At 71.1% G+C, this 20,429-nt stretch carries 17 protein-coding genes; 3 read left to right on the top strand and 14 right to left on the bottom strand.

Annotation, left to right across the window (positions count from 1 at the left end; all coding sequences use genetic code 11):
* Window positions 1-50 precede the first annotated feature (50 nt).
* From OG698_RS41710 to OG698_RS41685, 6 genes are all read right to left on the bottom strand, one after another.
* Window positions 51-3,149 carry a ThuA domain-containing protein gene (locus OG698_RS41710; RefSeq protein WP_406109390.1) on the bottom strand — a complete coding sequence of 1,033 codons (3,099 nt, stop codon included), beginning with the start codon at window positions 3,147-3,149 and terminating at the stop codon, window positions 51-53.
* Between the two features lie 98 nt (window positions 3,150-3,247).
* Window positions 3,248-4,123, bottom strand: coding sequence for a sugar phosphate isomerase/epimerase family protein (locus tag OG698_RS41705; RefSeq protein WP_406109389.1), 876 nt, complete (start codon window positions 4,121-4,123; stop codon window positions 3,248-3,250).
* Entirely contained in the window at window positions 4,120-5,328 is a 1,209-nt protein-coding gene (locus OG698_RS41700; protein WP_406109388.1) for a substrate-binding domain-containing protein, read from the bottom strand. Before OG698_RS41700 ends, OG698_RS41705 begins: the two co-directional genes overlap by 4 nt.
* Complete coding sequence (locus tag OG698_RS41695) at window positions 5,325-6,335, bottom strand: ABC transporter permease (RefSeq protein ID WP_406109387.1); 1,011 nt, start codon at window positions 6,333-6,335, stop codon at window positions 5,325-5,327. The genes OG698_RS41700 and OG698_RS41695 overlap by 4 nt, the downstream gene beginning before the upstream one ends.
* Window positions 6,332-7,333, bottom strand: a complete 1,002-nt coding sequence (locus OG698_RS41690; RefSeq protein WP_406109386.1) for an ABC transporter permease — start codon at window positions 7,331-7,333, stop codon at window positions 6,332-6,334. Before OG698_RS41690 ends, OG698_RS41695 begins: the two co-directional genes overlap by 4 nt.
* Entirely contained in the window at window positions 7,330-8,850 is a 1,521-nt protein-coding gene (locus tag OG698_RS41685; protein ID WP_406111576.1) for a sugar ABC transporter ATP-binding protein, read from the bottom strand. The genes OG698_RS41690 and OG698_RS41685 overlap by 4 nt, the downstream gene beginning before the upstream one ends.
* A 201-nt stretch (window positions 8,851-9,051) precedes the next feature.
* Between OG698_RS41685 and OG698_RS41680 the strand changes: the two genes are divergently transcribed.
* Both OG698_RS41680 and OG698_RS41675 read left to right on the top strand, forming a co-directional pair.
* On the top strand, window positions 9,052-10,266 hold the full coding sequence (locus OG698_RS41680) for an ROK family protein (RefSeq protein WP_406109385.1): 1,215 nt from the start codon (window positions 9,052-9,054) through the stop codon (window positions 10,264-10,266).
* Between the two features lie 483 nt (window positions 10,267-10,749).
* Entirely contained in the window at window positions 10,750-12,735 is a 1,986-nt protein-coding gene (locus OG698_RS41675) for an N-acetylmuramoyl-L-alanine amidase (protein ID WP_406109384.1), read from the top strand.
* 68 nt (window positions 12,736-12,803) lie between these two features.
* Here OG698_RS41675 and OG698_RS41670 read toward each other — a convergent pair whose 3' ends face one another.
* Window positions 12,804-13,304, bottom strand: coding sequence for a hypothetical protein (locus OG698_RS41670; RefSeq protein ID WP_406109383.1), 501 nt, complete (start codon window positions 13,302-13,304; stop codon window positions 12,804-12,806).
* 208 nt (window positions 13,305-13,512) lie between these two features.
* On the bottom strand, window positions 13,513-14,136 hold the full coding sequence (locus OG698_RS41665) for a CGNR zinc finger domain-containing protein (protein WP_406109382.1): 624 nt from the start codon (window positions 14,134-14,136) through the stop codon (window positions 13,513-13,515).
* Between the two features lie 54 nt (window positions 14,137-14,190).
* Here OG698_RS41665 and OG698_RS41660 point away from each other — a divergent pair, with 54 nt between their 5' ends.
* Window positions 14,191-14,901, top strand: a complete 711-nt coding sequence (locus OG698_RS41660) for a leucine-rich repeat domain-containing protein (RefSeq protein ID WP_406109381.1) — start codon at window positions 14,191-14,193, stop codon at window positions 14,899-14,901.
* A gap of 15 nt (window positions 14,902-14,916) precedes the next feature.
* On the opposite strand, the gene OG698_RS41655 is transcribed toward OG698_RS41660, so the two are convergent.
* The 6 genes from OG698_RS41655 to OG698_RS41630 form a co-directional block, all read right to left on the bottom strand.
* Complete coding sequence (locus OG698_RS41655) at window positions 14,917-15,831, bottom strand: universal stress protein (RefSeq protein WP_406109380.1); 915 nt, start codon at window positions 15,829-15,831, stop codon at window positions 14,917-14,919.
* Between the two features lie 208 nt (window positions 15,832-16,039).
* Window positions 16,040-16,267: a DUF397 domain-containing protein gene (locus OG698_RS41650; RefSeq protein WP_383085598.1), complete on the bottom strand. Its 228-nt coding sequence runs from the start codon at window positions 16,265-16,267 to the stop codon at window positions 16,040-16,042.
* Between the two features lie 97 nt (window positions 16,268-16,364).
* Window positions 16,365-17,567: a thiolase domain-containing protein gene (locus OG698_RS41645; protein WP_406109379.1), complete on the bottom strand. Its 1,203-nt coding sequence runs from the start codon at window positions 17,565-17,567 to the stop codon at window positions 16,365-16,367.
* Window positions 17,564-18,610 carry a thiolase domain-containing protein gene (locus OG698_RS41640; RefSeq protein ID WP_406109378.1) on the bottom strand — a complete coding sequence of 349 codons (1,047 nt, stop codon included), beginning with the start codon at window positions 18,608-18,610 and terminating at the stop codon, window positions 17,564-17,566. Before OG698_RS41640 ends, OG698_RS41645 begins: the two co-directional genes overlap by 4 nt.
* On the bottom strand, window positions 18,611-19,558 hold the full coding sequence (locus OG698_RS41635; protein ID WP_406109377.1) for a Zn-ribbon domain-containing OB-fold protein: 948 nt from the start codon (window positions 19,556-19,558) through the stop codon (window positions 18,611-18,613).
* A gap of 28 nt (window positions 19,559-19,586) precedes the next feature.
* Entirely contained in the window at window positions 19,587-20,423 is an 837-nt protein-coding gene (locus tag OG698_RS41630; protein ID WP_406109376.1) for a crotonase/enoyl-CoA hydratase family protein, read from the bottom strand.
* Window positions 20,424-20,429: the final 6 nt, after the last annotated feature.

The following is a 20,429-nucleotide window of genomic DNA, read 5'->3' as shown; positions in this document are numbered from 1 at the left end:
GCCAGGACAGCGGCGCACCGCGGATTCTCGTGTGCCCCTATCCCTAGGGGCTACGGGTTACTGAACTGCACGGCGTCCACGTCGAACGAGTTGTCCTGCGGGGACTTGAACACGAGATACAGCTTGTGGGTTCCGGTCAGCGCGTCGACCGGGACGGCGGGTGTGGCCTGGTAGGTGTCCCAGCCGCCGGTGTTCGGGACGGGTGTGGTGGACAGGAGCTTGCCGTCAGGGGCGTCCGCGCGCAGCTCGATGGAGCCGACTCCGTACGGTGACGACAGTTTGTAGCTCACCTGTCCGATGCCCTCGACGCTCATCGGGTCGAACGCGACCCAGTCGCCGTCGCTGACGTCGCCGATGCGCTTGCCGTTCTCGGCGCCCTCCTGCGCGACGACGCGCGTGCCGGACTGACCGTCGTAGTACTCGGCCTGCTTGTGCCTGGGCTGGAGCACGGACCGCCCGTAGCCGGTCAGGGCGCTGACGCCGTCGCCTCCCTTGTCGGTGTACTTGGCGTTGAGTACGTAGGTGAGGTCCGCGCCCTCGGGATGGCCGCCCAGATCACCGGTGTCGACGGTGCCTTCGCAGCCGGGGATGTCGGTGGTGGGGTGCTCGTGGTCGTCGTGGCCGAGGGCCGGATTGACGGTCACCTTGGAGCAGTCGACCGTGCCGTCCTCCGGGTCGGTGACGGTCACCTTGTACGGGATCTTGTCGCCGAAGTCGATGAGCTTGCCGTCGACGGGGAACTCGATCTTCACCTTGGGCGCGGTGTTGCCCGCGGTGACGGGGACGTTGGCGTAGCCGGACTTGCCGGTGGAGTCGGTGACCTTCAGCTGGGCGTTGAAGTCACCCTTCGCCGTGTAGGTGTGGCTCGGGCTCGCCTCGGTGGAGTCGTAGGTGCCGTCGCCGTCGAAGTCCCAGGCGTAGGTGAGCGGGTCGCCGTCGGGGTCCTTGCTTCCCTCGCTGGAGAAGGAGACCTCGAGCGGGGTGGGGCCATTGGTGACGGAGGCCTTCGCCTCGGCGATCGGTACGCGCTGTCCCTGGGCGTAGTCGATCCGGTAGAGCCCGGAGTCATTGTTGCCGCCGCCGAACTGGCTGCCCCATTCGAGGACGTAGAGCGAGCCGTCGGGACCGAAGGTCATGTCCATCGGCTTGGCGAACTTCGCGGTCTTCAGGAAGTCGTTGATCTTGAGGAGTTTGCCGTCCTGGTCGAAGCGGATCTCCTTGACCTGGTCGCGGGCCCATTCGTAGAAGAAGCTCGCGCCCTCGAAGTAGGCGGGGAACTTGGTCTTCGACGGGTTCTTCGCGTCGTAGTGGTAGACGGGCCCGCTCATCGGCGCGGAGCCGCCCTCGCCCATCTCCGGGAACTCCTTCGACTTGCCGTAGCCGTACCAGATCACCGGCTGCTGCACGGGCGGCAGGTCCGTGAGGCCCGTGTTGTTCGGCGAGGGGTTGACCGGCTTGTCGCAGTCGAACTTGGCGCCGACCTCCTTGGTGTCCGGGTTGTACGGGGCGTACGGCTGGTTGTTGCCGTGGCAGAAGGGCCAGCCGTAGTTGCCGGGCTTCTTGATGACGTTGTACTCGACGAGACCCTCGGGGCCGCGGTCGGTCGTCGGGGCGCCGCGGTCGGGGCCGTAGTCGGAGACGTGGAGGGCACCGTTCTTCGGGTCGACGTTGAAGCGGAACGGGTTGCGGAAGCCCATCGCGTAGATCTCGGGGCGGGTCTTGGCCGTGCCCTTGGCGAAGAGGTTGCCCTTGGGGATGGTGTAGCCGCCCGCGTTCGTGGGCTTGATGCGCAGGATCTTGCCGCGCAGGTCGTTGGTGTTGCCGGCGGTGCGGGCGGCGTCCAGCATCTGCTTGCCGGGGCGCCAGTCGATCGGCGCGTAGCCCTGCCAGTCGGGGTCGAGGTTGGGCGGGGTGTCGTCGCCGACACCGAGGTAGAGGGTGCGGTCCGGGCCGAACTCGACGGCGCCGCCCGTGTGTCCGGGCTCGGGGAAGCTGCGGTCGCGGTAGGCGGGGACGTCGAGGAGCTTCTTCTCACTGCCGAGGTCAAGGGTGTTGTCGGACTTGACCGTGAAACGGGAGAGCCGGTTGACGTCGTCCTTGGCGTCCTTCGGCGCGTAGTACAGATAGATCCAGTGGTTGTCCTTGAACGACGGGTCGAGCTCCATGCCGACGAGGCCGTCCTCACCGCCGGTGTAGACGTCGAGCTTGCCCGCGGTCGCGGTGGCGTGGGTGGCGGGGTCGTAGACCTTCACCTCACCGCTGCGCTGGATGTAGAAGACCTTGCCGTCCTTGGCGACGTCGAGCTCCATCGGGTCGGCGGTGTTGTCGTCGAGGGCGGTCTTCTCGTAGCCGGACCAGACGGTGCCGCCGCAGTCGCCGGGCTTGTTGCCCGCGGCCCACTGGATACCGCCGAGCACGTGGGAGCGGAAGGCGGGTTCGCTGTACGAGGCGGTGTCGTGGCCCATGGCGGTCGCCCAGACCTTGCCGCCCTCGGCGTTGCGGCACCAGGAGATGGGGTGGTCGGCGCCCATCGCGGAGCCGCCCGGGTCGTACGTGGTCTCGTCGGCGGTGACGAGGACGTGCACGTCGCCGCGCGGGTCCTTGTCGAAGTTGTACCACTCCTCGGGGCGCTCCCAGCGCTCGGGAAGTCCCTTGGTGGAGGGGTGCACGCGGTCGGCGACCTTGGCCGTGCCCTGGAGCACGCCGGGTGAGTGGGCGGGCATGTGGGCGCCGCCGTTGATGGTCTCGTCCCACCAGGGGAACTGCTCCTCGACGCCCATGTCGAGGGTGTTGTGGATGGCGACGACGCCCTTGCCGCCGCGGACGTACTTCTGCAGGGCCTCGCGCTGGCCGTCGGTGTCCCAGACCATGCCGGAGTTCTGCAGCATGATGATGACGTCGAAGTCCTTGAGCTTCGCGTCGTCGAAGACGGTCGAGTCGTCGGTCTGGACGACCTCGAAGTTGTTCGCCGCGGCCTGCTCCTCGACCATCTTGATGCCGTCCGGGATGGATCCGTGGACGTAGCCGACGGCCTTGGTGAAGAGCAGGGCGCGGAAGGCGGGGGCCTGGCCCGCGGCCGTGGCGCCGGTGGGGAGGAAGCCGACGGCGAGCAGCAGGGCGGTCAGTAACGCGAGGGCAGCTCTTCGCATGCGTCCGATGTCACGAGCATGACATCCCATGAGGTGGTCCTTTCCGTGGAAACAGTGGACGGACTTGCGGGGTGCCGGAATTCGGGGAAGTCAGAGGTTCAGCGGGTTCGGCCGGTCACGGCGCGCAGAAAGCGCAGGCCGTCCGTGGCCAGGGCGTCCTGGCTGTCGGCGAGCGGGCGCCACACGGAGGCCGCGACGGCGATCGCGTCGTTGTGCGCGGTGAACGACTCGATGCACAAGGAGCCTTGGTAGCCCGCTTCGTGCAGCGCGTCCAGGAAGCCGCTCCAGTCGAGGTGGTCGGCCCCGGGTGTGCCGCGGTCGTTCGCGCAGACCTGGACGTGCGCGATGCGGTCCCCGGTCGCGCGGACGGCGGCGGGGAGCGAGCGTTCCTCGATGTTCTGGTGGTACGTGTCGAGCGCGATGCCGATCCCGTCGTGCGGCAGCCCTTCGAGGGCCTCCAGCGTCTGGGCGACGGTGTTGAGCAGGCTGGTCTCGTAGCGGTTGAGGGGTTCCACCGCGAGGCGTACCCCGGCTGCGCGGGCGTGCTCGACGAGGGGGGCGAGGTGCGTGCGCAGTTCGTCGTACGCGGCCTCGCGTGCGGCGCGGTCCATGCGCCAGGTCCGGCCGACGGACGTGTACAGGGGGCCGGCGACCACCGGCGCCCCGATCGCGTGCGCGGTGTCCACGCAGTGGCGTAAGTAGTCCCGGGTGGTGCTCACCGTGTCCGCGTCCGTGTCGACCAGGTCGCGGCCGTGCGGCATGACGGCGATCACGGCGGCGGGCGCGAGACCGGTCGCGTCGAGGAGCTTCACCGCGTCGCCCGGGTCCCAGTCGCCCGCGCTCTCCATGGGGAGTTCCACGCAGTCGAACCCCCAGGCGGCGAGTCGGGGCAGCGTGTCGGCGAGGGCGCGGCCGGTGACCGGCGAGTGCCAGATCCAGGGGTTGGCGCCCAACTTCCAGGCCGGCGCGGTCACTTCTTGCCTCCCCAGTCCTTCGGGTAGCCGGGCAGGTCCTGGCAGCCGCACATGGCGTAGTGCAGGGGCGGCATGCCCTCCTGGAGGTACTCGTCGAGGTTGTCCTGGGTGACGGTGGGCTGCGGCAGCTTCCACTCCTTGGGGACCTGCTTGCCGTCAAGCACGCGCAGTGCGGCGATGACCGGCGTACGCCACTGGAAAGTGGGGTACGTGGGCGCGATCGCGGTGAGCTTCTTGTCCTTCCACGCCTGGAGGAAGTCCTGCTGGTCCTCGCCGGTGATGGGCGGGACGTCCACGCCGGCGTCCTCGAACGCCTCGACGGCGGCCACGGATGTGGCGCCCGAGTCCATCCAGACGCCGTCGACCGAGCCGTGCCGGGAGATCGCGTCCGCCACGATCGACTTCGTCTTGGCCGGGTCGCCGTCGGTGAACTTGACGTCCACCACGTCGAGTCGGCTCTTGTCGAAGGCGAGCTTCGCGGCGGACCAGCGGGTCTCCAGGACGTCGACGCCGGGCGAGATGCGCAGGGCGAGGATCTTGCCCTTGGGCTTGACCTTGGCGACGAGGAAGTCCGCGGCGACGGCCCCGTAGCCGTAGCCGCCGATGGGGTTGATGAAGGTGACGGCGCAGTCCGTCTCGACGCCCCGGTCGAAGACGATGACGGGCAGCTTGCCGCAGGCCTCCTTCACGGCCGGGGTGAGCGTCGCCGTGGTGTTCGGGGACACGATCAGGGCGTCGCAGCTCTTGTTCCCGGCGAGTTCCTGGATGTCGGAGATCTGCTTGTCGTCCTTGCCCTGGGCGTCGAGGACGGTGAAGTCGGTGATCTCCTTGTGGAGTTTCACCTCGGCCTTCATGTCCTTGAGGCCCACCTGGCGCCACGGGTTGAAGACTCCGGCGTTGGAGAAGCAGAGGTGGGTGCCGCCTGAACCCTTCTTCTTGTACTGAGCCGTGTCGGTCATCTCGGGTTCGAGCATCTGCTCCCAGGGCTTGTCGGCGGGCCCCTCGGGCGTGACCTTGGCGAGCGCCAACTGCCTCTCGTACTCGGCCTGTTGGAAGAACTTCGAGGGCTTGTCGGCACCCCCCTTCGCGGCGCTCCGAGACGCCGTGCCCGCCGCGGAGTCGGCCGGCATGTCGCTGGAGCACGAGGTGAGCAGCGCGGCGGCCGCCAGAGCGGCGGCGACGGCGAGTGGACGTCTGCGGGTCATGAGGGGGTCCCTCCCGAGGGGTGAGTACGACGGCGGCGCAGGCGGGAGAAGTCGGCCGCTCCGAGACCTACGGCGGCGATGACGATGACGCCTTGGACCGTGGATTCGAGGGCGCCCGAGACGCCTTGCAGGTTGAGCAGCGTGAACAGAGCCTGGAGCGAGAAGGCCCCGGCCATCGCGGCGACGACGCTGCCACGGCCGCCGCCGAGTGCGACGCCGCCGAGCACGACGGCCGTGATGGCCTCGAACTCGTAGCCGCGGCCCGCTTGCGCGGACACTCCGGAGAATCCGCCGACGACTACGGCAGCGAGCGCGGCCGCGACGCCCGACAGGACGAACGCGATGATGCGGGCCCGGTGCACGCGGACGCCCGCGAGGGCGGCGGTGCGTTCGCTGTCGCCGGTCGCGATCAGCGTGCGGCCGAAGTCCGAGCGCATGAGGAACACCGCGGCGGCGCCCGCGACGAGGCAGGCGAGGACCGCCCAGGGCAGCCAGCCGCCCGCCGTGCCGCGGCCGAGCCGGCGGAACTCCTCCGGGAGCGATCCGTGCGGGGAGCCCCCGGTCCAGAAGAAGACGGCGCCTTCGAGGATCAGCATCATGCCGAGCGTGGTGATGAACGACGGCACGCGCAGTTTCGTCGTGATCAGCCCGCTGACGAGGCCGGTCAGCGCTCCGGCGAGCAGCAGCCCGCCCGTCACCACGATCCAGGAGGCGCCCGGGTACGAGCCGTAGAGCTCTGCCGCGACGACGACACCGGCGGTGACGACGGCCCCCACCGAGAGGTCGAACTCCCCGCAGACGATGACCAGATACTGACCCGCCGCCAGGATGACGAGCGGCGCCGCGCGTTTGACGAAGGCGAGGAAGCGGTCGGGTTCGTAGAAGCCGGGGTCGGTGGCGGCCAGGGCCACGAGGAGCACGGCGAGGAGTACGTAGACGGGGGCGCCGGCGCCCAGGGAGCGGGCAACTCGCCTGTAACGGTCGGCCGTTGGGTTCGCGGTGGTCATGCGGGCCTCCGTGTGCCGCGCCGGGCGTAGAGGGCGACGGCGGCGATGATCACGACGCCGCGTACGACGTTCTTGAAGAACGGGTCGACGCCCAGCTGGTTGAAGACGGAGTCGAGCACGGCGAGGACCAGGACGCCGCCGAGCGTGCCCGCCACTCCCCCACGGCCGCCCGCGAGCGCGGTGCCGCCGAGGACGACGGCGGCGATCGACTCGAGGTCGTAGCGGGCCTCGGTGCCGGCCCAGGGGGCGCCTGCGCCAAGCCGCGCGGCGAGGAAGAGCGCGGCGGCTCCCACACACAGCGAGCACAGGACGTGGGCGGCGACGACGGTGCGCCGGGTGCGGACGCCGGAGAGGCGGGCCGCGTGCTCGTCGCCCCCGGTCGCGTACAGGTGGTGGCCGAATCGGGTGTGGCGGGTGACGAGCCACAGGGCGGCGGCGACCGCGGCGAGCAGGAACACGGAGACGGGGACGGGCCCGATGCGGTCGTAGCCGAGATGCTGGAACGAGGCGGGGACCTTGCCCGCGGGGCCCGTGTAGTTGTCCTCGATCCAGCCGCGCAGGATGAACGCCGTGCCCAGCGTCGCGATGAACGCGTTGACCTTGAGGCCGGTGACGACGAGGCCGTTGGCGAGGCCGACGGCGGCGGAGAGCGCGAGCACGGCGAGGACTGCCGTGACGACGCTGCCGTCCTCCATCGTGGTGGCGGCGACGAGCGTGCCGAGGCTGATGAGGTACGCCACGGAGAGGTCGAGGGAGCCGGTGAGGATCACGGCGGTCTGCCCGACGGCGACGAGTCCGAGTGCCACGCAGTTCTGGAGGATGCCCACGACGTTGGCGAGGGTGAGGAAGTCCCCGCCGCGCGCGGCCACCACGATCCACCCGGCAGCGGTGACGGCCGCGGCGGCCAGCCAGACGCCGACGGCGGGGTCGGCGAGGCGGATTCTGCGCGGTGGGGCGGACTTCGCGACGGTCGGCGGGGCGACGGCGGTCCCGGTCATGCGCTTCCTTCCGGTGAGGCGGGGGCGGGCGGGCCCACTGCCGGGCCGCCGCGTGTGGCCAGGCGCATGACGTCCTCCTCGCTTGCTCCGGCGGGGAGTTCACCGGCCAGGCGACCCTCCGCCATGACGAGGACGCGGTCGCTCATGCCGATGAGTTCGGGGAGTTCGGAGGAGACGATCAGGACGGCGAGTCCTTCGCGGGCGAGGTCGCGGACGAGGGTGTGGATGGCGGCCTTGGCGCCGACGTCGACGCCCCGGGTCGGCTCGTCGAAGAGCAGGATCTGCGGGCGGGCGGCGAGCCACTTGGCGATGACGACCTTCTGCTGGTTGCCGCCGGAGAGGAACTGGGCCTGCTGGTCGTCGCCGCGCGCGTGCAGCCGGACCCGCTCCAGGAGGACGGCGAGGTCGCGGGCCGCGGGCGGCCGGCCGCGCGCGGGGACGGCCCGGGTGACGAGGAGCGCGTTGTCGCGCACGGACTGGCGCAGGGCGAGACCCTCGGCCTTGCGGTCCTCGGTGACCAGGGCGATCCCCGCGCGGATGGCCTGACGCGGGCTCGTGGGGCGCAGGTCGCGCCCGCCGACGGTCATGGCGCCGGTGGTGAAGGGCGCGGCCCCGAACAGGGCACGGGCCAGGGACGTACGTCCTGATCCCTGGAGGCCCGCAATGCCGGTGACCTCTCCCGAGCGCAGCGTCAGGTCGATGTCGTGCAGGCGCGCGTTGCCTCCACCGCGCACGGTCAGCCGGACGTCGCCGGCCTCGCCGGGGCGGGCGCGCGGCGGGTAGTAGGCGCTGAGCTCCCGGCCGACCATGGCGCGGACGATCTGGTCGGTGTCGGTGTCCTCGGTGCGTACGGTCGTGACGTGCCGGCCGTCCTTGAGGACGGTGATGCGCTGCGAGAGGTCGAAGACCTCGCGCAGGCGGTGCGAGATGTAGAGGATGCCGAGGCCGCGGGCCGCCAGCCGGCGTACGAGAGCGTGGAGTTGGGCCGCCTCGTGGTCGGCGAGCGGGGCGGTCGGCTCGTCCATGACGAGGACGCGGGCGGGCGCGTCGTCGGAGGCGAGCGCCTTGACGATCTCGACGGTCTGCTGGCGTGCGACCGGCAGATCGCGGACGTAGGTGCGCGGGGTGATGCCCGACTCGCCGAGTTCGGCGAGGAGTTCGGCGGTGCGCGCCTCCATGGTGCGGCGGCCGACGAGTCCGCGCCGGGTAGGTTCGCGGCCGAGGAACACGTTCTCGGCGACGGTGCGGTGGGGCAGGAGCGCGAACTCCTGGTGGATGATGCCGATTCCGGCGGCCTGCGCCTGTGCGGGATGGGTGAAGGACTGCTCGGCGCCGTCCAGGGTGATGGTGCCCTCGTCGGGCACGTGCTCGCCCGCGAGGACCTTCATCAGGGTGGACTTTCCCGCACCGTTCTCCCCGACGAGGGCGTGCACCTCGCCGGCGGCGAGGTCGAGGGAGACCCCGTGCAGCACCCGTACACCGAGAAAGCTCTTGGACACGCCGTGCATCGCCAACATCGTCTGTGTCGCCTGCATCGTTCAGCCTCTCCGGCCTCTCGGCAGTCTTCCGCAGCGGTCTGCATTGCAATGTGCTGACCCTTCTTTGACCTGTCAAGGGTCCAACCCTGGTCCGTACAAAGGAAATTGACATGTACTTAGGTCGACCGGCGAACAGCATCGGGCTTGTGAGCAGCGGAACTCGTCCCTATCGTGACTGCCATGTCTGGAGCGCCGGATCACCCCAGTTCCGCGCCGCCGTCGTCGCCCGGCGAGGTCCTCGCCCTGCTGCGTACGGGGGCCGCCGCGACCCGCGCGGACATCGCGCGGATCACCGGCCTCGCACGGTCGACCGTGTCGCAGCGCGTCGACGCGCTCATCGCGCACGGCTTCCTCATCGAGGCCGGGGCGGAGGCCGGGGACTCGACGGGTGGCCGGCCCCCGCGCCGCCTCCATCTGCGCACCCGCGAGCACGTGGTGGCGGGCGTCGACCTGGGCGCCTCGCACTGCCGGGTCGCGCTGCTCGACATCGGCGGGGATCAACTCGCGCTGCGCGAGGACCAGTTGTCGATCGCCGACGGTCCTGCGTCGATTCTCGGCCACGTCGAGCGGACGCTCCACGCACTCCTCGACGAGGCGGGCCTCGACCCGGCCTCGCTCCAGTCGATCGGTGTGGGCGTGCCGGGCCCCGTCGAGTTCACCACCGGCCGGCCCGTGGATCCGCCCATCATGCCCGGCTGGCACCAGTACCCGATCCCGGAGTTCTTCGCCGACCGCTTCGGCGTGCGGGCCCTCGTCGACAACGACGTGAACGTGATGGCGCTGGCCGAGCAGCGCCGGGCGTTTCCGGACACCCGCTACCTCCTCTACATCAAGGTCGGTACGGGCATCGGCTGCGGCATCGTCGCGGACGGCCGGCTGCACCGGGGCGCGCAGGGCAGCGCGGGCGACATCGGGCACATCCGGGTGGGCGACAGCCGTCAGGAGACGGCGCCGTGCCGGTGCGGGAACTCGGGGTGCCTCGAGGCGGTGGCGGGCGGCGCGGCGCTGGCCCGCGAGCTGTCGGACCTGGGCCTGGACGCCGCGTCGAGCCGCGATGTCGTGCGCCTGGTGAAGTCCGGCAACCGTGACGCCGTACGGATGGTGCGCGAGGCGGGGCGTGCGGTCGGCGAGGTTCTCGCGGGGCTGGTGAACTTCTTCAACCCGGACACGGTGGTGGTCGGCGGCGCGCTGGCCGCCGTCCACGACCAACTCCTCGCGGGCGTGCGGGAGACCGTGTACCGCCGCTCCCATCCGCTGGCCACCCATGTGCTGCGGATCGAGCCGAGCCGCACCGGGGCGAACGCGGCCGTGGTCGGCGCGGCCATTCTGGCGATCGAGCACGCCCTCTCGCCGGAGCAGGTGGACCGGGTCCTCGGGGGGACGTCGCCGCGCTAGGGGGTGTCCGGCGGATCAGGGTCGGACGGGTCGCGGCGCCTGGCGCGGTGCATCGCAAGGCGCCGGAGCGTCCTGATAGCGGAGCTGTTCGGACGTTTCGGCAACGCGGCGAGGTGCCGTGCCAGGCGTCTCGACCCCGGCCATGATCCGCCGGACACCCCCTAGCGACCCCGGGCCGACCGTGGGGGAACACCCGCGTGGTCGATACCCCGATCAGGTGGAGTGCGCCGGTGAGCGCGCGGCGCCCTCCCGTATGCCGAGACACCGGCCCCACTCTTTCCGAACGGTCATTGGTCCACTCCACTGACGCGCCGCAGGCAGTGAGGCCTCCCCGGCGAAAGCCCGCCGTACGGGCGCTGACATGGGAAATCCCTTGCCCTGAGCATGATTGACGGATCGTCGGCAAGCCGATACCACTGACCCACGATCGCCCCCGCACACCGTCGAGCTCATCTGTCCCAGGACCGCTCCCAGGAGGCCGCTTTGCCCTCGACCACCAGCGACCGCTCCCCGGCCGCCCGCAGACGCACCAACCAGGCGGCCCGGGCGGCGGGGACGCTCGCGACGGCGGCCCTGCTGCTCCCCCTCCTCGGCGCCGCGCCCCCGAGCGAGGCCCGGGGGGCGTCGGACGCGGGCCTCCAGCACGCGTTCGCGAGCGCGGCGGCCGAGTACCGCGTACCCCAGAGCGTCCTGCTCGGCGTCTCCTACCTCCAGTCCCGGTGGGACACGCACGGCGGTGCGCCCAGCGTCACCGGCGGCTACGGCCCGATGCACCTCACCGACGCCCGCGCCGCGCTCGCCGGTGTGGCGACGCACAGCGAGGCCGAGGGCGATCCGCGCGGCGACTCGTCTCGGGCGGCGCTCACTCCCAGGACGAAGGTGCCGCAGAACTCCCAACTCCCGGCCCGCCTCAAGTCGTTGACGCGTGCCGCCGAGCTCAGCGGCATCCCCGCCGAGCAGCTGCGCTCCGACCCCGCGGCCAATGTGCGCGGCGGCGCCGCCCTGCTCGCCGCGGCCCAGAAGGCCCTCGGCAAGCCCCTCAGCTCCGACCCGGCCGACTGGTACGGCGCGATCGCGAAGTTCTCCGGCGCCGACGACACCGCCACCGCGGCGACGTACGCGAACGACGTGTTCGCCGTGATCCACGACGGCGAGCGGCGCACCACGGACGCCGGGCAGCGCGTGGAGCTCGCGGCCGACCGCAGCCTGAAGCCCGACGCGGCGCAGGTGCGGAGCATGGGTCTGCGCAAGTCCGACGAGAGCGGCATCGAGTGCCCGCCGACCGTGTCGTGCGAGTGGATCCCGGCGCCCTACGAGGAGTTCGGGGACGGCGACTACGGCAACCACGACCTCGCCGACCGGCCGAACGACCAGAGCATCGACTACATCGTCATCCACGACACCGAGGCGACGTGGGACACGACACTTCAGCTGGTGCAGGACAAGACGTATCTGGCCTGGCACTACTCGCTGCGGTCCACGGACGGGCACATCGCCCAGCACGTGAAGGCCAAGGACGTCGGCTGGCACGCGGGCAACTGGTACGTCAACGCCAAGTCCCTGGGCCTGGAGCACGAGGGATTCCTCGCCGAGCCGGACTCCTGGTACACGGAGGAGATGTACCGGGCGTCGTCGCGCCTGGTGAAGTACCTGGCGAAGAAGTACGACATCCCGCTGGACCGGCAGCACATCCTCGGCCATGACAACGTGCCCGGCACGACACCCGCCGGGATCAAGACGATGCACACGGACCCCGGTCCGTACTGGGACTGGGCCCACTACTTCGCGCTGATGGGCAAGCCGTTCAAGGCGACCGCAGGCACGAAGGGCGGCCTCGTCACCGTCGCCCCCGACTTCGCCACGAACAAGCCGGTGTACACGGGCTGTGTCAAGGCGGGCGAGACCTGCGCGGCGCACGGCTCCGGCGCCGTACGGGTGTACACCGCGCCCAGCGAAACCGCGCCGCTGATCAAGGACGTCGGACTGCGGCCCGGCGGCGAGGACTCCACGATCGACGTGAACGACATGGGCGCGCGCCTGTCGACCGGCCAGCAGTATGCCGTCGCGGAGCGCAAGGGCGACTGGACCGCGGTCTGGTACCTCGGCCAGAAGGCCTGGTTCAAGAACCCGAAGAAGCAGCCCACGGCCGTGAACGCGGCAGGCCTGGTCATCGCCCCGAAGGCCGGCCTCACCGACGTCCCCGTGTACGGGCGCGCCTACCCCGAGAAGGAGGCGTACCCGGCGGACATCACGCCGCAGGCGATCTCTCCGCTGCCGTACAAGCTGCTCGCGGGGCAGCGGTACGTCGTGGGGGGCAGGACGACCGGTGAGTACTTCTTCTCGCCGACGTTCGACACGACGTCGCACCGGGTGGTGCGCGGCAAGGACGTCTACTACGAGATCCAGTTCGGTCACCGGGTGGCGTACGTCCGGGCCGCCGACGTGCGGGTGCTGCCGTCGGGAGCCTAGAGCGCACATGACTCGGCCGGGTCCGGATCTGCCGTGGGGGCAGATCCGGGCCCGGCCGTTTTCCTGGCTCAGGCCTGCTGGAACAGCTCGGGGGGCAGCGGCTTCAGAAGCGCGTAGAGGTCGTCCGTGATGGGCCGGTCCCAGGCCGCGATGGTCACGAGGACGTTGTCGCTGCGGTCGAACTGCACGCAGGAGATACGGCCCTCGGAGAGCTTGAGGCGGCGCACGATGAGGAGGTTGTCGCCCTGCATCACCGGGACGTCCTCGGTGCCGACGACGGTGACCTCCTCGTCGTTCTCCAGCGCGAGAAGGAGCTGGGCGACCTCGAAGGGGATCTCGTCCTCGGCGGTCTCACGGGCCGAGGAGCCCTCGGGCAGGTTCCCGATGATCATCGCGGGGCCGCGGCCGCCGAACAGGTCGTAGCGCAGGAAAACGCCCTGGCAGCTGCCGTCAGGGGCGGGCAGCAGGCCCGCGCCGAGATTGCCCGGCCAGTCGCCCGGGTCCATGGCGAGGACATCGAAGTCAGGACCCGCGGGTGTGGCGGAGCTGCGTCGGCGGAGGAAGGACATGCCGCAATGGTACGTGCATCGGGGCGGTCCGCGGCGCGGGGGCCGCGGCCCCGACGGAGTCGTGACCGGGCCGACGCGGGCGAATCCGGGGGCGCCGGGGGTTCCCGCGGCGGCGCAATGGTCTGCTCACCGGTGTGCAACCGGCCGGGGACTCCGGCCCGGGCCCCCGCCGGCGCCCTCACTCAACACCCCCTCCCCCGCGGCGAGTTCAGTCTCGTACCGCCTCCGCACGGTGCCGCTCGTGGTGCCGGGCGACCCGTGCGCGGTTGCCGCAGGACGGCTTGCACCACTCCTGACGGGGATGGTCCTTGAGGAAGTAGCGCACACAGCGCGGGGCGTGGCAGGCCCGCAGCCGCTCGCGGTCGTCGCTCGCGAGAAAGCCGACGGCGGCGCGGGCCAGGGCCGCGGCGAGCAGGTCGGGGGCGGACGCGGGGGTGCGCGCCTCACGGCGTACGAGGGGGACGGCGCCGTCGTCCCAGGTGAGGACGGGAACGGTGGGGGCGAGCGCCGCCGCCTCGTTGAGCCGCCGCACGGCCTCGCTCACGGGGAGCAGCCGGTGGGCGTCCGCCGGGCTCGGCTCGCCGGGGCGCACGGCGCGGGCGAACAGCGCGCGGACGGCGGCCCGCACCTCGCGCACCTCGGCGAGCGCGGTAGCGTCCGCTTCGAACCCGGCGGCGCCCGGCAGCACCTCGGCACGCTCCCGCACCCAGGCCGTCAGCCCCGCTGGCCGGTCGAGGTCATCGGCGACACCGCCGTGCCCGTCATGGCGGATGGTGAGGACGAGGTCCAGGGCGAGCAGTGCGCTGTTCTGGCCGGTGCTGGTGTCACACATGGGGCTAATGATAAGGTCCCGCGCATCCATTAGCTCTCGGGGGAGGCAACGGCTGTGCTCTCGTACTGGCGGGCGGGCCTGAGCGACGTACCGGACGAGGTGTGGGATCACCCCCGCCTGGAGGTTCTCCTCCTGCCCGACAACGCACTCACCCGGCTCCCCGACCGCCTCGGATCGCTCCCCCACCTGCACACTCTCGATCTCGGGCACAACCGCCTCGCCTCGGTCCCGGACACGCTCGGTGACCTCACGAGCCTGACCCGTTTCCTCTACCTGCACGACAACGAGCTCACCGCGCTCCCGGACTCGCTCGGCAGGCTCTCGCGGCTGGCCTATCTCAACGTCGGCGAGAACACCCTCACCGGACTCCATGAATCGATCGGCTCGATGAAGGGCCTCGTGGAGCTGCGCGCCCAGGACGCCACCCTCACCCGGCTCCCCGAATCGATCGGCTGCCTGACCGCGCTGCGCGAGCTGTGGCTGCGCGGCAACCGCCTCACCGCCCTCCCCGATTCCGTACGGCACCTGCGTGAGCTGCGGGAACTCGAACTGCGCGAGAACGCCCTCACCGACGTGCCCGGATCCCTGCGCGGACTTCCGCTGCTGCGGCGGCTCGACCTCCGGTCCAACCGGCTGCGCGACCTGCCCGACTGGATCGCCGCGCTGCCCGCGCTGGAGAAGCTGGACCTCCGGTGGAACGACCTGCACGTGCCGTCCGGGCTGCTCGAGGCCCTCACGGCGCGGGGGTGCGTGGTGCTGTACTGATCCACTGAAGACCTTCTAGGGCGCGACCTCCAGAACCGGCGGCACAACCGCGACCGGGCTCGCCGCGTGCAGCAGTACCGCCAACGTCACCGTGCCGAGCATCGGCGCGGGGCGCGTGAGGCGGCGGCGGTGGCGGCCCACGACCACGAGGTCCGCCTCGCGGGAGTTCTCGACGAGGTGCCCGGCCGCGTCGCCCGGCGCCACGTACAGGTCGACCTCGACGTCGGGGTGCGCCTTGCGGAAGGGCGCCACGGCAGCGTTCACGAGGGTCAGGGTCTCGCTCTCGGCCGCTTCCTGGTCGACGGTCGTGGGCGTGAAGTCGCCGAACGTCGTCCAGGCGAGCACCGGCCACGGGAACGCCGCGATCACCTGGAGCCGCGCCCCGCCCCGATCGGCCTCCTCGAAGGCGAAGGCGAGGAGGGTGTCGTCGGGCTCGTCCACCTCGACGCCGACGACCACGCGCGGTCCGGGCGGTAGGTCGTCGTCACCGTGCACGGCGCGCCCGGGCCTGGGCACCACGACGACGGGGCAGGCGGCGTCCCGTGCCGCGGCCACACCGTTCGAACCGAGCAGCAGACTGGCGAAGCCGCCGCGCCCCCGTGAGCCGAGGACCAATAGCTGCGCCTCGGAGCCGAGTTCCGCCAGGACGGCCGCCGGAGCGCCCTCCAAGGTCACGTATTCGACCGGCGGCAGATCGCCTCGACCGGTCAGGGTGGCGCGCACCTCGTCGAGGACCGCGTCGCCCGCGGGCTCCGGCGGGCCGGACACCAGTACCCCTGGCTGGGTCCAGGGGGCGTACTGGCGCACATGGGCGATCCGCACGGGCGCCCCGCGCCTGCCCGCTTCCGTCAGCGCCCATTCCAGGGCGCGCAGGCTGTCTTCGGATCCGTCGACGGCGGCCACGACGGGCAGGGGGCGCGGGGCACTCATGTCCAACCTCCGACACCGGGGCACGGTGTCGACGGGCCCCGGCAAGAGCGACTGTTCCTGCCCCCAGCCTCGCGCACACCGGGGCCAAGGGGCAGGGCCGTATGCCACATGTCGCCGGAAAAGCCGGAAACGTCACCTGACCGCGGCTCGGGCCGGACCGGCTCGGGTCAGACCTGCCGAGGTCAGACCCCCTCAGGGTCAGCCCGGCTCAGGTCAGATCGAACTCCCCCTCGCGTGCCCCCAGCACGAACGCCCCCCATTCCGCGGGCGTGAAGATCAGGGACGGGTTATGGGGACTGCCGCCATTGCGCATCGCGATGAAGCCTTCGACGAAGGCGATCTGGACGTCCCCCAGCCCCTTGCTGCTCGAATGCCAGTCCGCGGCACTCAGATCGAGGTCCGGCTTGTCCCAACCCGCGAGCGTGTGCTGCTCCATGGTGCTTTCGGCCACGTCCGTGCTCCTCCCGGTTCGTCGTCCGCCCGCCAGCCTAGCGATCGGCCCGCGCGGCGGACAGGCCGCGGCGGCGAGCCGTTCAGGACGTGGGCGGCTGCGCCCCGACGAGCCACATCGAGAAGAACTGCGAGCCGCCCCCGTAGGCGTGCCCGAGCACCTTGCGGGCGCCGTCGACCTGGTGTTCTCCGGCCTGCCCCCGGACCTGGAGCGCGGCCTCCGCGAAGCGGATCATGCCGGAGGCGCCGATGGGGTTGGTGGACAGGACGCCGCCCGACATGTTGACGGGGAGGTCGCCGTCGAGTTCCGTGACGCCCGATTCTGTGAGCTTCCAGCCCTCGCCCTCGTCGGCGAAGCCGAGGTTCTCCAGCCACATCGGCTCGTACCAGGAGAACGGCACGTACATCTCGACGGCGTCGATCTCGCGGCGCGGGTCGGCGATGCCCGCCTGCCGGTAGACGTCGGCGGCACAGTCCTTGCCGGCCTGCGGCGAGACGAAGTCCTTGCCCGCGAACATGGTCGGCTCGCTGCGCATCGCGCCACCGTGCATCCAGGCCGGCGGCTGCGGCGAACGGGCCGCGCCCGCACGGTCGGTGAGGATCATGGCGCACGCGCCGTCGGAGGACGGGCAGGTCTCGGAGTAGCGGACCGGGTCCCACAGCATGGGCGAGGACTGGACCTTCTCCAGAGTGATGCCGTGCTCGTGCAGATGCGCGTAGGGGTTCTTCAGCGCGTTTCGCCGGTCCTTGTACGCGACCAGAGAGCCGACGTGGTCGGGTGCGCCGGTACGCCGCATGTACGCGCGGACGTGCGGGGCGAAGAAGCCGCCGGCGCCGGCGAGCAGCGGCTGCGTGAAGGGGATCGGCAGGGACAGGCCCCACATCGCATTCGACTCGGACTGCTTCTCGAAGGCGAGGGTGAGGACGGTCCTGTGGACGCGGGACGCCACGAGGTTGGTGGCGACGAGGGCGGTGGAACCGCCGACCGAGCCCGCCGTGTGCACGCGGAGCATGGGCTTGCCGACCGCGCCGAGCGCGTCCGCGAGATACAGCTCGGGCATCATGACGCCCTCGAAGAAGTCCGGGGCCTTGCCTATCACCACGGCGTCGATGTCCGCCCACGTCAACCGGGCATCTTCCAGGGCACGTTGGGCCGCCTCACGGACCAGTCCGGCGATCGAGACGTCCTTGCGGGCCGCGACGTGCTTGGTCTGGCCGATACCGACGACGGCCACGGGTTCTTTGTTGACCCCGGCGCTCACCCCGCCGCTCACCGTGCTGCTCATCGGGCGTCTCCTTCCAGGACGGCGACCAGGTTCTGCTGCAGACAGGGGCCGGACGTGGCATGCGCGAGTGCCCGGTCGGACTCACCGCGGTGGATACGGGCGGCGGCCTCTCCGATACGCAGCAGACCCGCGGCCATGACCGGGTTGGCGGCGAGCGCGCCGCCGGAGGGGTTCACGGCCACGCCGTCGCCCAGCTTCAGCGCCTTGCGCAGGACGACCTCCTGGGAGGTGAACGGTGCATGCAACTCGGCGGTGTCCACCGGCCGTTCGAAAGCACCCGCTCGCTCGGCGGCGAGCCGCGAGGACGGGGAGTCGGTGAGGTCGCGGACTCCCAGACTGTGCGCCTCGATGCGGTGGTCCATGCCGCGGATCCAGGCCGGCCGCTCGCACAATGCGCGGGCCTTGTCCCCGGCCGCCAGGATCACGGCGACGGCGCCGTCGCTGACGGGCGGGCAGTCGCCCTTGCGCAGCGGCTGCACCTCGTAGTCGCCCTGCGGCACCGAACCCTTCACCTGTGCGTGGGAGTTGGCCGACGCGGACTCCCGACTCCTTGCGGCGATCCCGGCGAGCGCGGGTTCGTCGGTCTCGCCCGCGTCGATCAGGGCCTGCGCCTGAAGTGCCGCCAGGGCAACGGAATCCGGCCACAGCGGGGCCACATAGTACGGGTCGAGCTGGCGCGTGAGCACATCGCGCACCGAGCCCGGCGAGGACTTGCCGTACGAGTAGACGAGCGCGGTGTCGACCTCGCCGGTCAGCAGCTTCACCCAGGCCTCGTACATCGCCCAGGCACCGTCCATCTCCACATGCGACTCGGAGATCGGCGGCCAGGCGCCCACGCCGTCGAGGGTCATGGTGAAGGAGAAGGCGCGGCCCGCGAGATAGTCGGAGGAGCCGGAGCAGGTGAAGCCGATGTCGCTCGTCCTGAGGCCGGTCTGCGCCAGGACCTGGTGCAGCACCGGCATCACCATGTCGACCTCGGAGAGTTCGTCGGTCGTGCGCAGATGGTCGCTCTGCGCGAAGGCGACGATCGCTACCTCTCGCATCTACACCAGCTCCTTGTACGTGTCGTAGTCGGCGTCCGGTTCGCCGGTGGGCCGGTAGTGGTCGGGGTAGCGCCCGCCCTCGGTCCACACCGGCTCGACCCTGAGGCCCATTCGCACCTGGTCGTACGGGATGCCGGCGATGCGGCCGTGGAGCGCGAGGTCGGCGCCGTCGAGCGCGATGTGGGCGTAGACGTAGGGCAGTTCGATGTCGAGGTTCCTGGCCTTGACGTTGACGATGCAGAAGGTGGTGACGGTGCCGGCCGGGCCGACCTCGACCCGGTCGGTCGTGGCGACGCCGCAGGTGGGGCAGGCGCCGCGCGGCGGGACGTAGACCTTGCGGCAGGACGGGCAGCGTTCGCCGACGGTGCGCCGGTCGGCGAGGGCGTTGATGTACGCGGTCTGGGCGCGGCCCGGGGAGTACACGTAGTCGAGACGGGCCTGAGCGACGATCCCGGTGATCGCATCGTCGAACTGCCCGTCGTGCGAGGCGGGTTCGGCATCCGCGGCCTCGCCCTCGTACGGCTCGAAGCAGGCGATGTCGGTGATGGCGCCGGTGCGTTCGGCGGCCCAGCGGACGCGGACGCGCATGCCGGTGGTCACGGCGTCGGGGCCCGGCGCGTCGAGTGCGTGCAGGAGGGCGGTGTCGGCGCCGTCGAGCCTGACCAGGACCCAGGCGAAGGGTGTGCCGAGGGGCTGACCGCGGCGGGGTTCGGCATTCCAGGCCCAGGTGGTGACGGTGCCGGTGGACTCGACCTCCACGAGGTCGCGGAGTTCGTCGGCGGTGACGGGGTCGTACTCGACGGGCGGGACCATGACCTTGCCGTCGGTGGTCTTCACACCGAGGACGGTGCGTTCGCGCAGGCCGGTCAGGAACGCGCTCTGGACGGGCCCGAGCGAGCGGGTGAAGGGGAACTCGACGACGAGCGGGGCTTTGAGGACTTCGGGCACTTCATGACTCCTTGGCGGTCGGAGGGCTTCACGCGCGCCGGTAGACGGCGGGACGCTTCTCGGCGAAGGCCCTGGGGCCCTCCTTCGCGTCCTCGGTGGCGAAGATCGGCCAGCCGCGCTCCAGTTCGGACTTGAGGCCGTCGGTCTCGGTCATCTCGGCGGTCTCGTACACCGAGGCCTTCACCGCCTCCACCGCGAGCGGGCCGCAGGCGTTGACCTGCTCGGCGATCTCCAGGGCCTTGTCGAGCGCGGTGCCGGTCGGGACGACGCTGCCGATCAGCCCGATGGAGAGGGCCTCGGCCGCGCTGTAGTGCCTGCCGGTCAGCAGCATCTCCAGGGCGTGGGTGCGCGGGATCTGGCGCTGCAGCCGTACGGTGGATCCGCCGATCGGGAAGAGGGCTCGCTTGACCTCGGAGAGTCCGAACGTCGCGCTCTCGGCGGCGACGCGGATGTCGGTGCCCTGGAGGATCTCCGTGCCGCCGGCCACGCAGTAGCCCTCGACGGCGGCGATCACGGGTTTACGGGGCCGGTGGTGGCGCAGCATCGCCTTCCAGTGGAGATCGGGGTCGGCCTTGAGACGGTCCCGGTACTGCTCGCCTTCCATCCCCTTGCCGGCGAGGGCCTTGAGGTCCATGCCGGCGCAGAAGGTGCCGCCCGCGCCGGTCAGGACGACCGACCGGATCGAGTCGTCCTCGTCGGCGGCGACCCATCCGTCGTGGAGACCGACGAGCATCGGCAGGGAGAGCGCGTTCTTGGCCTCGGGCCTGTTGAGCGTGAGGACCAGGGTGGCGCCTTCGCGCCGCACCGCGAGGTGTTCCGTCCCGTGCCCCGTCCCGTGTCCCGCGTCGTGTTCCGTGCCACCCATGGCCGT

The sequence above is a fragment of the Streptomyces sp. NBC_01003 genome, from assembly GCF_045162695.1.
In the GTDB taxonomy this organism is placed as follows: Bacteria; Actinomycetota; Actinomycetes; order Streptomycetales; family Streptomycetaceae; genus Streptomyces.
This window is presented reverse-complemented; position numbering and strand designations above follow the sequence as displayed.

Bases quoted from the DNA above. Each gene is read 5' to 3' on its own strand.
- OG698_RS41710 (WP_406109390.1), bottom strand. From the start codon at position 3,149: ATGCGAAGAGCTGCCCTCGCGTTACTGACCGCCCTGCTGCTCGCCGTC.
- OG698_RS41665 (WP_406109382.1), bottom strand. From the start codon at position 14,136: ATGTGTGACACCAGCACCGGCCAGAACAGCGCACTGCTCGCCCTGGAC.
- OG698_RS41685 (WP_406111576.1), bottom strand. From the start codon at position 8,850: ATGTTGGCGATGCACGGCGTGTCCAAGAGCTTTCTCGGTGTACGGGTG.
- OG698_RS41700 (WP_406109388.1), bottom strand. From the start codon at position 5,328: ATGACCCGCAGACGTCCACTCGCCGTCGCCGCCGCTCTGGCGGCCGCC.
- OG698_RS41695 (WP_406109387.1), bottom strand. From the start codon at position 6,335: ATGACCACCGCGAACCCAACGGCCGACCGTTACAGGCGAGTTGCCCGC.
- OG698_RS41645 (WP_406109379.1), bottom strand. From the start codon at position 17,567: ATGAGCAGCACGGTGAGCGGCGGGGTGAGCGCCGGGGTCAACAAAGAA.
- OG698_RS41640 (WP_406109378.1), bottom strand. From the start codon at position 18,610: ATGCGAGAGGTAGCGATCGTCGCCTTCGCGCAGAGCGACCATCTGCGC.
- OG698_RS41630 (WP_406109376.1), bottom strand. From the start codon at position 20,423: ATGGGTGGCACGGAACACGACGCGGGACACGGGACGGGGCACGGGACG.
- OG698_RS41655 (WP_406109380.1), bottom strand. From the start codon at position 15,831: ATGAGTGCCCCGCGCCCCCTGCCCGTCGTGGCCGCCGTCGACGGATCC.
- OG698_RS41690 (WP_406109386.1), bottom strand. From the start codon at position 7,333: ATGACCGGGACCGCCGTCGCCCCGCCGACCGTCGCGAAGTCCGCCCCA.
- OG698_RS41650 (WP_383085598.1), bottom strand. From the start codon at position 16,267: ATGGAGCAGCACACGCTCGCGGGTTGGGACAAGCCGGACCTCGATCTG.
- OG698_RS41680 (WP_406109385.1), top strand. From the start codon at position 9,052: ATGTCTGGAGCGCCGGATCACCCCAGTTCCGCGCCGCCGTCGTCGCCC.
- OG698_RS41670 (WP_406109383.1), bottom strand. From the start codon at position 13,304: ATGTCCTTCCTCCGCCGACGCAGCTCCGCCACACCCGCGGGTCCTGAC.